This is a genomic window from Pseudomonas sp. S2_B07 (assembly GCF_054668435.1).
Genome location: NZ_CP162769.1, coordinates 6305009 through 6319001, shown reverse-complemented (window position 1 = coordinate 6319001; position 13993 = coordinate 6305009). Strand labels below are relative to the sequence as shown.

Genomic DNA, 13993 nt, shown 5'->3' with positions numbered 1-13993 from the left:
GGGCGATTGGCTTAAGCCTGCAACGGCGCCACCAGACGCCGACCCGCCGCCGGCCGGTCCTGCAAAATCGTGGGCGATGAGGGACTCATTAGAAAACCTCCTCAGGTAATCACGCCTGCCGGTTTCATCACGCAGTCCCGAGGAATTGTCGGCCTGGGCGCGGCTGACAGCAAGCCGCTTGCCTCACACCAACCGTTCGATCCGCTGATGCCGCCAGACAAACCGGTAATACGCCGTCTGCAACGCCAGCATCCCCAGATACGCCACCGGAAACGCCATCCACACGCCTTGCAAACCAAAGTGCCCGTCCAGCACATACGCCACCGGCAATTGCACCAGGACCACGCAGAAAATCGACACCGCCATCGGCACCAACACCGTGCCGCTGGCGCGCATGATGCCGCCGACAATCGCCTGGAAGCCAAACACCAACAAGCTCCAGAGCATGATGTGCAACAGGTGCTCGGCCATTGCCCGCGTCGAGTCATCGGTGAGGAACAGCCCCAACAACCAGTGCGACAGCAGGTAACCCAGCACCACCAATCCGCCCGTCAGACACACATTGATCAGCAACCCCGTGCGCAAAATCGGCCCCATGCGCTCAAGGCGCCCTGCCCCAATCGCCTGAGCCCCGAGGATCGACGCGGTGATCGCAATCGACAGCGCCGGAAACTGCACGTAATTGACGATCTGCGTCACCGCCCCATACGCCGCCGTCGCCTGCGAACCGTGCCGGTTCACCAGCGCCAGAATCACCAGTTCCGACACTGACAACACCACCATCTGCAACCCGGTCGGCAGCCCGATGCGCAACACCTTGCCGAGAATCTCCCGGTCCAGCTTCATCGCCGCAAACATCTCCCGATCCGGCGCCAACGGATGCCCCTTGCGAATCAGCCGCCACGCCAGCCACCCCATCGCCGACAAGTTCCCCGCCAACCCGGCATACGCCGCACTCTGAATCCCCATCATCGGCAACCCGAACCAACCCCGAATCAACGCCGGCGTCAGCGCCAACCCAATACAGGTCGACACCACCAACGCAATCAGCGGCGACACCGTATCGCTGACCCCGCGCAGCAGTTGGGTGAACAGCACGTAGACCAACAGCGACGGCATGATCCACATCATCACGTGGGCATAGGCCACGGCGTCGTCCAGTACATCAGCCGGCGTGCCCAACCCCTGCAAGGCCGACCGCGCAAACACACTGCCGAGGACGGCGGCGGTCAGGCCGATCATTGCCCCGAGCAGCAAGGTGGTGCCGGCAATGGTTTTCACCAGATGCGGTTCACGCGCACCCCACGCTTGGCCAATGAGCACACCCGCCCCTGCGCCGAGGCCGATGACCAGGGCAATGAAGAAAAAGACAATGGGGAACATGCCGGACACGGCGGCCAGGGATTGCGTGCCGAGCATTTGGCCGATGTAGATGCTGTTGACCGTGCCGGACATGGACTGGAGAAAGTTCGACAGGACCATCGGGGCGAGGAAAAGAAGGTAGGTTTTCCAGAGGGGGATGGGGTGGGTGGGTGTTTGCATTGAGGGTCCGTCTCGGGTGGGCACGCGGTTGGGGAATTCTACGCCAGGGCCTTGTTCCGAGACCGCTCTTATTTTGGAAAATCTGGAGCGTTCGAGTAATAAATGGGGCAATCCAGATGGCCAATTTCTGCCTATCGTGAGAGGCAGAAAAGACCAGAAGCAGCCCGTCGCGATCAGAAACGTTTGACGACAACGCGTCGCTCTCGCACTCTGTTTTGCCCCTGTTTCTTCACTAGGCTTCCCTGTGTCATTCGCGACCGTAGTGCTGCTCGACTCCCGGCCACAGCCAAGTACGTCGCCCGAACCCGTCGTGTTCGCCACGGACACGCAGCTATGTTTACGGTATTGCACGGCTGAAGAAGAAATAGCTGTAATCCATTTCCCTCCACTAAAAAAAATTCAGTTCGGCTCACCAAACGATGAGGCTTTGGGCGGCCATCCGCTTATTAGACTTGGCCTCAAGCATTACCAAATTCATCGAATAGATAATTCGCCTTGGCTAGCAGAGCTTGAGCAGAGAAACGCCTTTCATCCGCGACACGATAAACAGCGGTTTCTAAAAGATGCCATCCATTATGTCTTTACGTTTCAGGACTCTACGTTGGAATGCATCGTAATTGAGGGGCAGTTCTGGCATCCAAAAGTACAAGTCTTTACCTCGGAGCAGAAGGCAAGGGATGTCTGGCGCGAACTGATAAATGATGTGGGCGCATGATCCCAATAGTCACTGTGGATGACGGCTATGGGTCGTTCTCTGCAGGTCAGGGTCACGAAGTGTGCTGGTCAAATACAATGCAAATGACTGGTCAGGTCGAATGCAACTGGGTGGACAAATCTGTGCATTACCCAGCAGGCAGCGGACTCCAGTTTCATTTCACGTTGGAACACCCCCCTGCTGGGAGATGTTTCCAGCCGTATCCTCAACAAATTCCATACTGGGTCTCTGTACTGATTCGCGAGATGTTACTACCCCCCCTGAGTATCAATATCGGCATCTTGAACCGGCTTATGTTCAGGTTCTGATTTGAAGTCGGGGCTGTACGGGTTCTCTTTAGCTGCGGGGTCCTGCTTTGGATTATTTGGTGCATCGACTTCGGCCGTTTTCGACGGTACTTCAGACCGCTTGGGGTCATGACCCGCTTCGTTATCCGTGCTGCTCGTACCGCCCTGCTGCGATATGTTTCCCGGTGCATTCTCATCAATGTCCATGTTGCTCTCCGATGGTTATGTAAATGTCCGTGCTTGAACATGAGAGGTAGGGAAACGCTGTAAGTGCCCGGCGATGGACGAATGGCGAGAACAAAAAACCCGGCTCACTGGCCGGGTTTCACTTGTGGATTCAACCGGTCGTGACAGGCAGAAATCGGCCGATTCTGTTGAAAAAGTCGGATTTTCAGATCACCTGAACTCAGGCACAGCCACCACCAGAGAACCTACTCACCACATTGAGTGGTTTCTCGGCCCTTCGTTGACCATTGTTGCTTTGTTATTGGGTTAATTTGAGGTTTTTGGCTTAGTGCAGGCGCACCTATCCCGGGGCAGGCGGCCCTTGGGATGTAAGTTTGGCCAGTCGACGCAGGTTCTGTACCGCAGCCGCCAGTGTGAACTCATCGGTCGCGCCTCTCATGCCACGTAGTCGCAAGCGATCCAATTTCAGGATGCGCTTGAGGTGGGCGAACAACATTTCGACCTTCTTACGTTCGTGGCGAGAGCGCACGTACTCCGGCGTCGCCGCGATGCGTCGAGCCACGTCACGAGCGGCTTCATGAACGCTGCGAGCGATCTTGCGAAACGACGTGTTCGGGCAGCACTTGGCTTTCATCGGACACGTCGCGCAGTCAGTCTGTCTGGATCGGAAGATGATGGTGTTGGCTTTGGTGACGTGCGAACGCTCGTTCTTGAAGGCTCGCCATTCGCTACGTAATGCATTGCCAGCCGGGCAGCAGTATTCCTCAGTCTCTTCATTCCAGCGGAAATCGTTGCTCGAAAAACTGTCGTTCTTGCGTTCGGTTTTGTCCCACACCGGCACATGTGGCTCGATGTCCTTTTCCTCCACCATCCAGGCCAGCATCGGCGCGGTACCGTAAGCGGTGTCGCCAATGAGGCGTTCCGGCTTGATGTCGAACTGCGCCTCAACGCGATCGATCATCGTCTTGGTGCTCTCGACTTCTGCGGTTCGATGAGCCGGTGTGGGTTCCACATCCATGATCACGCCGTGCTCGGTATCGATCAGATAATTCGTGGAGTAAGCGTAGAACGCTGGGCCACCTGGAGCTGCGGTCCAGCGGGCTTGAGGATCAGTCAGCGATAGACGCTTCGGTAGCGTTTCGGCCAGAGCCTCTTCATCGAGTGCCTCAAGATACTCACGCACGGCGCGGGTGCTCAGGGCCGGATCGCTCCAGTTGACCGGTTCATCACCCGGTACACCGCGCTGCCGACTCGCATCCGCTTTGATGATGCTGGCGTCCACGGCAAAGCCTTCGCCCTTGACCAGACCGGCGTCCATGCAACGACGCAGCACTTCATTGAACAGCCAGCGAAACAGATCGCTGTCCCGAAAACGGCCGTGTCGGTTTTTGGAAAAGGTCGAGTGATTGGGGACTTCATCTTCAAGGCTCAATCGGCAGAACCAGCGATACGCCAAGTTCAAATGGGCCTCTTCGCACAACCGCCGCTCTGAGCGTATGCCGTAGCAATAGCCCACGATCAACATGCGGATCATCAATTCAGGATCAATCGACGGGCGCCCAATCGGGCTATAGAAGTCGGCGAGGTGATGGCGCAAATCACTCAGATCGAGACACCGATCAATGCTGCGCAGAAGGTGATTGGCTGGGATGTGATCTTCAAGGTTGAACGAGTAAAACAGTCGCTCCTGCCCACTCGATAACTGTCCCATCATGCTGTGTGATCCCCCGCCGGCCAATGAAGCAATTTTGCCGCAGGCCAGACAGGGGAGCTACTTTTTCAACAGAATCGGCCAATAGCGGGCATCCGGAAAGAAAAATATTTCTAGTCAGAAAAACGGGCGCCTGTTTAAGGACGCCCGTCTATTTATAGCGGCAGGATAGCAACGGAGTTAATCGTGTCCGTTATGGCCGTTCTGCTGCATGGCTTTAAGAATGCCGTCTAAATTGTAGGTCTCCGGTGCCTGCATGGGCGGGAAATCCCTGTACGACATTAATTCCTTCTCCCAGAGCAACTGTCCGATTGGCAGCATGTTCCAGTTGTAGACATAGGCATTACCAGGAGAGCCCAACGCACCGCCATAGCCGGTGATGGACTTCGCATCAGCGCCGACGGTTGTTTCAAAGGGGTCGCGCTTGAGGTTGAGCAGTTGGGTCCAGTGGAACGTGGTCGCGCCATACAACCCGCCTGTCGCGGTATCCGGCACCATGGTGTAGTACATCTTCCAGTTCTTGTAGCGGACCGCCGAAGGTTGCGAGCCGGTGTAATAGAAGAAGGTATCGCGCGCCGACTTGTCGGATTTGCCGGTCAGGTAGTCGGTCTGATCCACGCCATCGAGCTTGGTCTTGACGATGCCAGGGTATTTGCCTGCCATGATCTCCTCATTCAGCTCGTTGCCCTTCTTGCCGCCCGCGATATTGACCAAGGTGGGCAACCAGTCGAGCGAGGCAAAGATGTCGGTCAGGACCGTCCCAGGTTTAATTTTTCCAGGCCAGCGAACGACCAGTGGAGCGCGCATGCCGCCCTCCCAGGTGGTCAACTTGCCGCCCTTGAACGGGGTGGTACCGCCATCCGGAAAGGTAATGGTTTCCGCACCGTTGTCAGTGGTGAAGACGACAATGGTGTTGTCCAACTCGCCCATGTCCTGGAGTTTCTTCAGGACATAACCGATATTGTCATCCAGTTGCTTCATGCCCGCTTCATTGGTGCCCCAGTCCTTTCCGCCCGCCTCACCGACCATGGCGTCATACTTGGGTGGCAAAACCGTGGTGATGTGCATGCGTGCCGGGTTGTACCAGACGAAGAACGGTTTGTCGGTCTTCTTCGGATCGTTGCGATCGAGGAAGTCGATGACCTTAGCGGAGATTTCTTCATCCACCGTCTTCGAGCGTTCCAGCGTCAGTACCCCTTCGTCCTTGCACGTGGTGTTTTTCTGCGTACCGTCGCTGGAGACGCAGGACATGACCGGACGTGGTGGCGTCAGACAGGTACCCTCCCTTGGATCGATGGCGCCGGGTACTTCGGGCAGGCCGTTGATCGGAGTGACCTTGCATGGTGGTGCAATGCCCTGCTCTTGCGGAGTCTTGTTGATATCGACAAAGCTAACGCCCTGCATCGCATCGAGGTGATAGAGGTAGCCCCAAAACTCCTGAAAGCCGTGGGAAGTCGGCAGAGCCTCAAAGTTGTCACCCAGATGATTTTTTCCGAATTCGCCAGTGGTATAGCCCAGATCAAGCAAAAACTTGGACAGAGCGGGAGTGCCAGGACGCAGCCATGAAGGGCTGCCGGGTAATTGCGGTGGAATCATGCCGGTACGCAACGGATGCATCCCCGTGTAGAACGCGTTGCGCCCCGCCGTACAACTCTGCTCGGCGTAGTAGGTCATGAATTTCGCACCTTCCTGGGCGATGCGATCAATATTCGGCGTTTCACCGACCGCCAGCCCCTGGTGATAAATGCTCGGCTGCATCCACCCAATGTCGTCGGCCATGATGAACATGATGTTGGGTTTCTTGTCGGCCGCTTGAGTCACTGTCGGCAGACTTGCACCCATCGCCAGAGAGCCTAATGCCAATCCCGCCAGTACAAGTTTTCTCGGTTGCATGAATTTGATCCTCGTTTAGCTGATTCACATAACGTCCAATTTCGGATATGTCGTGCTCTCATCTCTCAAGGCTCAAAAACTTCAACTGCTCCATCCTAATACTGACGGCCATCCGTCATCTGTTGGTGCAGCCCCCTTAATCTATTGAGCATTGACCCGCAATGACTTGTAGCTAACGTCGAATACACAGCTTGCATTCATAGCCCTTACCAATGACAAGGATCGTGAGTATAGACCCGCATCTCAAAGGTGCCTGCCGGGTAGACCCTGGGGGAAATGCGACCTCAATGCCCTAGTGTCCACTTCTTACAACCGATGGCTTTTGCCCCTCTCCCCCATCCACAAAGTTGGCGAAAACATGGAGGACAATGTTTGCGGGAGCTGCTGAGCTGGCGACCCCTTGAACATCAATAGCCCACCTCATAAGCGCCAAGCGCAGCAAGCAGCCTGATATCCCACGATTGAAAACGCTTCGCGGTTTTCCACTTGGTCTAGGTCGGGGGGTCAGGTTGCCCACCGGATTTCTGCGACAGGCAGCAATGGGTCGATCGTTGCCTATCGTGAAGGACCGCAATCGACCCCGATCTGACGTTGAAGCCCTCGTGAATGCCTTGAACCGTTTGTCAGGCGTACAAGTCATATCCTGCCGCGATGATCAGCGGAGAAACCAGCAACGTTGCCCAGAATCCCGACTTTGGAACAGCAATGACGCAAATGATCGAAATCATAAGCACATAGATGCCAACAATTTTAAGTAGCGCGAGATCGCCAACGGCTACGGCGTGAATCGCTGTCTGCCCTGCGAGCATAAAAAGCGGCCCCAACATGGTAAACCAGAGGGCAGTACGCCGATCTTCGTGCGCTTTGAATTGGTCAACGAAGCCAGAGTCTACAGCGGCGGCAAATGCTGTTTTGAACTTGATGATACCGAATGGAATATGGAGAACGCCCAAGGCGAACAGGGTCCATGCGACGATGTTTGACATGTCTTATATGCTCCGTAACGGTAAGGTTGGAAGGTGCGTAGCGTTTACACGGTCCCAGAGTGCGAGCGAGTGGTTTGCGTTTCTTGTCGCGATGGCGTGTCGTATAACATTCCTTGTCATCCCGTAAGTCCCTGTCTGGCTTAGAAGTGGTGACGGCAAGGACTGCTGCCTCCTAATGAAGCTATCTATTTGCCATCACCGTGTCCACCGTCCACTTTTGGCCGAAAGCACACGGTCAATGCAAAGACAACGATCCAGCCCTACCCCACCCCGCCATGCAGCAACACCCCGTACGATTGCAAAAACTCCACCGTGCCATGAAAGATCAGACCAACCCCCATGGCAGAGACGAAGAACCCGACAATGCGCGTGGCGGCATCGATGCCTTGCGGGCCAATCGTTTTGAGGATGACTTGAGCGTAAGCCAGTGACAAATAGGTGGTGAACATCGTGGCGCAGATGGCCAGCGCCACGACGGCGAAAGACAGCACCGCATGACTGGCGTCTTTGATGGTGCTGGTCAGGCCGATCACGGTGGCAATCGCACCGGGGCCAAACATGATGGGCATGGCCAGGGGGATGAAAGACACGTCCTGGTCGGCGTCGTGACCAGTGGGAATCAGGCTGCTGTTGGGCGTGGGGGCGAACAGCTCGAAACCGATCCGCATCAGAATCACCCCACCGACCACCCGGATCATGCTCAGGGGAACGTCGAACAGTCGCAGGAGCAGATTGCCGAAAATCAGGAAAAAGAACATCAGCAATAACGCAAAGAAACAGGCTCTGCGGGCTACCCGACGGAGCTCGGCAGTGTCCTTGCCTTGCAACATGCCAAGGAACACGGGAATCGCCTCTAGCGGGTTGATGATGGCCAGTAACGTGGTAAACATGCCGACAAACAGCGTTACATAGGTGTTCATGGCGCACCTTCGAGGAGAGACCGCGTTACATCACCTTAGCGGATGATGGGCGATGAGCCCGTTTAGAGCTCAATCTGGCGCTGCGGCACAGGTGGCGCTGGTTCAGGAAAGGTCAGTCGATGACTGACAAAGGATGCGGATCTGGTCCTACACTTATCTCGGAAACCCTCACCTTGCCCGTCGTTCCGATGAAGCTTATAGTCCGCCCCGTCGCTCAGAATGGCGACCAGGTTTGGCGACCTGTTATACGAGTGCGAGGGCGTCTGCTTATTGCAGGCGTCAGCGCATCCGCAAAACCGCAGTTCTATGGCGGTTGTGCGCGGGAGACCTTCGGGTCTGCCGGTTACTCGTTTCCGGTTCGCCAACCTGCGCACAACTGCCACCCATTTCGTTTGGCGACGACATGTGGGCAGTCTCAACACACTAAACGAGACTACTTCTATGGAAAGATACATGCCCCTCACCGGAATCGACCTGATCCCGGCCTCCCTGCTCATCGACACCCAAGCCCCGCTCGACGTCCTGCAAGCCATGGCCGACTACCGCATCCGCACTGTCACTCAAGTCCTGGAGAACATCGCCTTCCGCGCCGAGCTCGGTTGCGACACGGTGGTGCTGTCGGACTTTTCCAAACTGCTGGCCATTCCGTTGCGCGATGGCTGTGACTTGATGGACGTGATCGGTCGACGTTTGCGAGCCCAGGTGGCGGAGTAAATAAAAACGGGCGCCCTATCAGGCGCCCGCTTTGGTTTTACCGCGTAACCTCTATCACCCGGCAGGCTAAGCTTTATGAGGAAGCTGAACGAGCGAAACCCTGCCCCGTCAGGAGGCTGACCATGAGCAAACAACCTCAACCACGAAGCCGCTCCAACCCTCAACCCAGATCCCGCCCGGTCGTGCCTAACCTGCCGAGCAAAACGGGCAACAAGTCCGGGGGAATGCGCGGCAACTACCCGCCAAAACAGTCCTGAGGACTTCAGGGGTATCCAGCGACTGCTCATCGAACTCACTCGCTGGATTGAAGTTCGCTGCTTGCCATAAACATATGGATAAACGAATATTCGAATAACCATATGTATCGAGCCGTGTCCATGCTGACCCCTGCCGCCGTATTCAAATGCCTGTCCGACGAAACCCGTGCGCGGGCCACGTTGCTCATCACCCGCGAGGGTGAGCTGTGCGTGTGCGAACTGGTCTGCGCCCTGAACGACAGTCAACCGAAAATCTCCCGCCATCTGGCGCAGCTTCGCGCATGTGGCCTGTTGCTCGATCGACGTCAGGGTCAGTGGGTCTACTACCGGCTCAATCCTGATTTGCCGGGTTGGGTGCGCACCATTCTTGAGACCACGCTAGCAGCCAACACCGCCTGGCTTGAGGAAAACAGCGCTCGACTCGACGCGATGGGCGACCGCCCTCTCAACACCACCGCCTGCTGCTGACCCCATCGCCTGCCGAGTCTTTTATGTTCATTGCATTCGCTATTTTTCTGGTCACCATCGTATTGGTCATCTGGCAGCCCAAGGGACTGGGTGTCGGCTGGAGCGCCACGTTCGGGGCGGTTCTGGCATTAATCACGGGCGTCGTGACGCTGAACGATATTCCACTGGTATGGGGCATTGTCTGGAACGCTACCGCCACGTTTGTGGCGGTCATTATCATTAGCCTGCTGCTCGACGAAGCCGGCTTTTTTCAGTGGGCCGCGCTGCACGTGGCGCGCTGGGCCAAGGGTGATGGCCGACGCCTGTTCGCCTTCACGGTTTTGTTGGGGGCCGCTGTATCCGCGCTGTTTGCCAATGACGGTGCGGCACTGATTTTGACCCCGATCGTGATTTCGATCTTGCTTGCCCTGCGCTTCTCCCCTGCGTCGACCCTGGCGTTCGTCATGGCGGCAGGCTTTATTGCCGACACTGCCAGCTTGCCGTTGGTGGTGTCGAACCTCGTCAACATCGTTTCAGCCGACTACTTCGGTCTGGGCTTCAGCGAGTACGCCTCTGTCATGGTGCCGGTCAACTTCGTTGCCGTAGGCACTACGCTCACCGTGCTGTACTGGTTTTTCCGCCGTGACATACCCGAGCGCTACTCACTGGATGACCTGCAAGACCCGCGGCGTGCCGTGCGGGATCCGCTGACCTTTCGCGTCGGCTGGATGGTTTTGGGGGTGTTGCTGATCGGGTTGTTTGCGCTGGAACCGCTGGGCATTCCAATCAGTGTCATTGCAGCAGCCTGCGCCGCGATGCTGTTCGCCGTTGCGGCGCGTGGGCATGTGATTTCAACCCGGCGTGTGCTGCGCGAAGCACCCTGGCAGGTCGTGACGTTTTCGCTGGGCATGTACCTGGTGGTGTATGGGCTGAAGAACGCTGGCCTCACCGGCTATCTGACGACGGCCCTGAATCACCTGGCCGAATATGGTGTCTGGGGTGCCGCGTTGGGGACGGGCTTGCTCACCGCATTGCTGTCGTCCGCCATGAACAACATGCCGACGGTGTTGGTGGGCGCGCTGTCGATCCAGGCCAGCGAGGCCACCGGCGTCGTACGTGAAGCGATGATCTACGCCAATGTCATCGGCTCGGACCTGGGGCCCAAAATCACCCCCATCGGTAGCCTCGCAACCTTGCTCTGGCTGCACGTCCTGGAGCGCAAGGGCATTCGTATTACGTGGGGATACTACTTCAAGGTGGGCGTCATTCTGACGCTGCCGATTCTGTTCATTACCTTGTCTGCCCTGGCCTTACGCCTGAGCGTTTAGCACCTGTGCGTCTTCAAAGAGGAATCACCATGCGCGTCCTGTTTATGTGTACCGCCAATAGTTGCCGCAGCATCCTGTCCGAAGCGATGTTCAATCATCTGGCGCCGGACGGTTTCGAGGCTGTCAGCGCCGGCAGCTTTCCCAAAGGACAGGTGCTGCCGCGCAGCCTGACCACGTTGCAAGAGGCAGGGATATCGATCGACGGGTTGAGCAGCAAAGGCAACAACGCCTTCGAGGCCAACCCGCCGGACATTGTGATCACCGTCTGCGACAAGGCTGCCGGAGAGACGTGCCCGGTGTACTTCGGTCCGGCGTTGAAAGCCCATTGGGGGTTGGAGGATCCCTCCGAGGTGAAGGGCGATGAAACGGCCGTCTCCGCAGCCTTCCACTCGACCCTGACGCGCATCGAAAAGCGCTGCCGGGCCTTCCTCGCCCTGCCCTTCGCCGAGCTTGATCGCGATGCATTGAAGCGCGAACTCGACCGCATCAGCACCCTGTAACCGGAGCCCCCATGAGCCACCCTCTGCCTAATCTCGATGCGTCTTTAATTGAGCCCATCGCCAACGATCACGACGGCCAGCACAAGCCACGAATCCTGTTGCTGTACGGGTCGACCCGCGCACGGTCGTTCAGTCGGCTGCTGGTCGAAGAAGCCGCCCGCCTGCTCGAACACTTCGGTGCAGAGACGCGCATCTTCAATCCCTCGGGACTGCCACTGCCGGACGATGCGCCGAACGATCACCCGAAAGTCCAGGAGCTGCTTGAGCTGATGCAGTGGTCTGAAGGACAGGTCTGGTGTTCACCCGAGCGCCACGGTTCCATGTCGGCCGTGTTCAAGGCACAGATTGACTGGGTGCCGCTGGCGTTGGGCGCCGTGCGCCCGACCCAGGGAAAAACGCTGGCGGTGATGCAGGTCTGCGGTGGCTCCCAATCGTTTAACGTGGTCAACCAGTTGCGCGTGCTGGGACGTTGGATGCGCATGTTCACGATCCCCAACCAGTCTTCCGTGCCGAAAGCCTTTCTGGAATTTGACGAAGGGAATCGCATGAAACCCTCCGCGCTGTACGACCGGGTCGTCGACGTCATGGAAGAGCTGGTGAAGTTCACGTTGCTGCTACGGGATCGCCCGGATCTGGTTGACCGTTATTCGGAGCGCAAGGAGACGGCGCAGGAGTTGAGTCAGCGGGTGAATCAGCGGTCGATTTGAAAGCCTGAATCGTTCATCAATCCCTTGGTTTTTATCAAGATGCTGGTGACAAACACTGCACGACTCAAACAAGACGCGTATTTTGGCGCCCTCTTAATGGGGCGCACCCTGTATGGCTTGCGCCCACATAGTCTTCGGGGTTGAGTTGTTTATTGCCACATATTCTATGTGTTGTTGAAGTGCTTGTTAGCGCATGGTCTATGGTTGTTCCAGTCAGCGCGCAGGTCGCTGAAACCCATTCACAATCTTGTCACTCGCTAAGCCTTTGCCTAGCGTGCGGCCTAACTCATTTATTCAAGTGGTGCCTTCGCCTCGCTTGTATAAAGTGTTAGCACTCTGGCGCCACGAACTTTTAACAGAACCCAATCTGGAGATTTGTATGCCTGGAGATTTCCCTGACAAAAATGGATGCACTCTAATAGTGGTCGATAAAAAAGACTTCAATCGCATTGTACTGAGTGCAACCGCCGCGACCTTTCATTGGCGCAGCGTCCCGGAGTATCGAGCCCCGGCCCAGGTCCACCTCGCCGACCTGGTTGAAAAGCTTCAATTGACAGCGGTTGATGGCTCAAGTCCAAGCCACGGCACAATGCATCTTGACGAAGAAGACGCCTCAACACCTGAATTGCATATGCATGTTGTAGGAGACATCGACGATCAAATTTTTAAAGAAAAAATACTTTCCGTGATTGAAAGCCTGGCCGCCCAGGATCATTTAACCGAAGACGAACTGGCCTACATCAAGCGCGGCATAAAGGCACACAACGAATGGTAGCTAATGCTTATATAGCCGCACAATAAAACCCTTCTCACATCACGAACAATCCAATCAAAAGGAGGTGATTAGCGCACGACAAACAAACACTTTACGGCCACTCGATATATCAACGAATCCGCATGAAAATAACTTTTCTATGGAGATAACGTCATGGCTGCAATAACGAAAGCATTGTTGGGTCAGGATTTGTCAGAAGAAATGAAAAATGAGTGTTCAGCGCATCTTGATACGCTGATGGCGCTGGGTCTGGCGAAATCCCAGTACTACGCGCAACTGATCAATACAGCGCTGTTGGGTGCAGGTCAGGGAACGGATAAAACATTCCCCATCTCAACCATTCAATCCTTCACCTATCAGACAAAAGCCTACACATCAGATAATGCCAAAAACATCACCAATGTCGTCAACGACTCCGTGAAAGGCTTCGTTGCGGGAGACAACGTATCCGCCGTGGGTACGATCGTCTCGGGCTTTGTCGACATGCTGTTTGGCTCATCGCAAGGTTCGGAAAGCGAGGTCAGAAGGTATTGCGCGATTCTTGAGGGCGCGTCGATGATTCGCCTTGATTTTGCGGGTTGGTCGCGCTCGGTCACCTCCACATCGTTGAAAAGTAAATGCGACCAGGTCAGTGCATTTGTGCTCTATCGATCGATCGTGAATATGAAAGAGGTGTCGCTGAATGATTTCATCGCCGTGTATCAAATCACGGCGAAGATAGAGAACCCGACGCTGGACACCGCTGGCATCGTGAAAAAATGCCAGGAGCTGTACCTGTTGTTCAACCCGGAAAAGCGCAACGACGGTTTGCTCAGAGCCGCCCACACACCTCTCGAAGGGGTGAATTTTCAACCAACGACAGGCCACCAATCGTTGGACGTCTTCAATAAGCACCTCACAACGCTGTAACACTCACCGCTGACGGCAGGCACGTCACAGGATTCAAAAGCGCCGCTTTGTTGTGGTTTTGGCTCCTGCCGTTTGAGTGCCTGCCTGACCCGCTACGGTTAGAAGGGGATAAAGCC

Annotated in this window: 14 protein-coding genes; 8 read left to right on the top strand and 6 right to left on the bottom strand. The window is 56.1% G+C overall.

Annotation, left to right across the window (positions count from 1 at the left end):
* Nucleotides 1–183: 183 nt before the first annotated feature.
* Complete coding sequence (locus tag AB4N43_RS29050) at nt 184–1542, bottom strand: MATE family efflux transporter (RefSeq protein WP_059182743.1); 1359 nt, start codon at nt 1540–1542, stop codon at nt 184–186.
* Nucleotides 1543–1852: 310 nt separating this feature from the next.
* Here AB4N43_RS29050 and AB4N43_RS29045 point away from each other — a divergent pair, with 310 nt between their 5' ends.
* Nucleotides 1853–2257 carry a hypothetical protein gene (locus AB4N43_RS29045; protein ID WP_460152540.1) on the top strand — a complete coding sequence of 135 codons (405 nt, stop codon included), beginning with the start codon at nt 1853–1855 and terminating at the stop codon, nt 2255–2257.
* Between the two features lie 251 nt (nt 2258–2508).
* Here AB4N43_RS29045 and AB4N43_RS29040 read toward each other — a convergent pair whose 3' ends face one another.
* The 5 genes from AB4N43_RS29040 to AB4N43_RS29020 all read right to left on the bottom strand — a co-directional run bounded on the left by AB4N43_RS29040 (nt 2509) and on the right by AB4N43_RS29020 (nt 8240).
* On the bottom strand, nt 2509–2751 hold the full coding sequence (locus AB4N43_RS29040; RefSeq protein WP_032833684.1) for a hypothetical protein: 243 nt from the start codon (nt 2749–2751) through the stop codon (nt 2509–2511).
* Nucleotides 2752–3070: 319 nt separating this feature from the next.
* Nucleotides 3071–4444, bottom strand: a complete 1374-nt coding sequence (locus tag AB4N43_RS29035) for a transposase (protein WP_460152538.1) — start codon at nt 4442–4444, stop codon at nt 3071–3073.
* A gap of 177 nt (nt 4445–4621) precedes the next feature.
* Entirely contained in the window at nt 4622–6334 is a 1713-nt protein-coding gene (locus AB4N43_RS29030; protein WP_460152537.1) for an arylsulfatase, read from the bottom strand.
* A 623-nt stretch (nt 6335–6957) separates the two neighbouring features.
* Nucleotides 6958–7320, bottom strand: a complete 363-nt coding sequence (locus AB4N43_RS29025; protein WP_027924606.1) for a DUF6463 family protein — start codon at nt 7318–7320, stop codon at nt 6958–6960.
* Between the two features lie 260 nt (nt 7321–7580).
* Nucleotides 7581–8240, bottom strand: coding sequence for a MarC family protein (locus AB4N43_RS29020; protein WP_027924607.1), 660 nt, complete (start codon nt 8238–8240; stop codon nt 7581–7583).
* Nucleotides 8241–8681: 441 nt separating this feature from the next.
* Here AB4N43_RS29020 and AB4N43_RS29015 point away from each other — a divergent pair, with 441 nt between their 5' ends.
* The 7 genes from AB4N43_RS29015 to AB4N43_RS28985 all read left to right on the top strand — a co-directional run bounded on the left by AB4N43_RS29015 (nt 8682) and on the right by AB4N43_RS28985 (nt 13877).
* On the top strand, nt 8682–8954 hold the full coding sequence (locus AB4N43_RS29015; RefSeq protein ID WP_059182741.1) for a hypothetical protein: 273 nt from the start codon (nt 8682–8684) through the stop codon (nt 8952–8954).
* A 377-nt stretch (nt 8955–9331) separates the two neighbouring features.
* Complete coding sequence (locus tag AB4N43_RS29010; protein ID WP_027924609.1) at nt 9332–9679, top strand: metalloregulator ArsR/SmtB family transcription factor; 348 nt, start codon at nt 9332–9334, stop codon at nt 9677–9679.
* Between the two features lie 23 nt (nt 9680–9702).
* Nucleotides 9703–10986: an arsenic transporter gene (locus AB4N43_RS29005; RefSeq protein ID WP_460152534.1), complete on the top strand. Its 1284-nt coding sequence runs from the start codon at nt 9703–9705 to the stop codon at nt 10984–10986.
* Nucleotides 10987–11015: 29 nt separating this feature from the next.
* The gene (locus AB4N43_RS29000) at nt 11016–11486 is read left to right on the top strand and encodes an arsenate reductase ArsC (RefSeq protein ID WP_460152532.1); all 471 of its coding nucleotides are present in this window, start codon (nt 11016–11018) and stop codon (nt 11484–11486) included.
* Nucleotides 11487–11497: 11 nt separating this feature from the next.
* Nucleotides 11498–12193 carry an arsenical resistance protein ArsH gene (gene arsH, locus AB4N43_RS28995; protein WP_027924612.1) on the top strand — a complete coding sequence of 232 codons (696 nt, stop codon included), beginning with the start codon at nt 11498–11500 and terminating at the stop codon, nt 12191–12193.
* Between the two features lie 379 nt (nt 12194–12572).
* Entirely contained in the window at nt 12573–12968 is a 396-nt protein-coding gene (locus AB4N43_RS28990) for a hypothetical protein (RefSeq protein WP_059182739.1), read from the top strand.
* 153 nt (nt 12969–13121) lie between these two features.
* A complete protein-coding gene (locus AB4N43_RS28985; protein ID WP_027924614.1) occupies nt 13122–13877 on the top strand; it encodes a hypothetical protein in 756 nt (251 codons plus the stop codon).
* Nucleotides 13878–13993 lie beyond the last annotated feature (116 nt).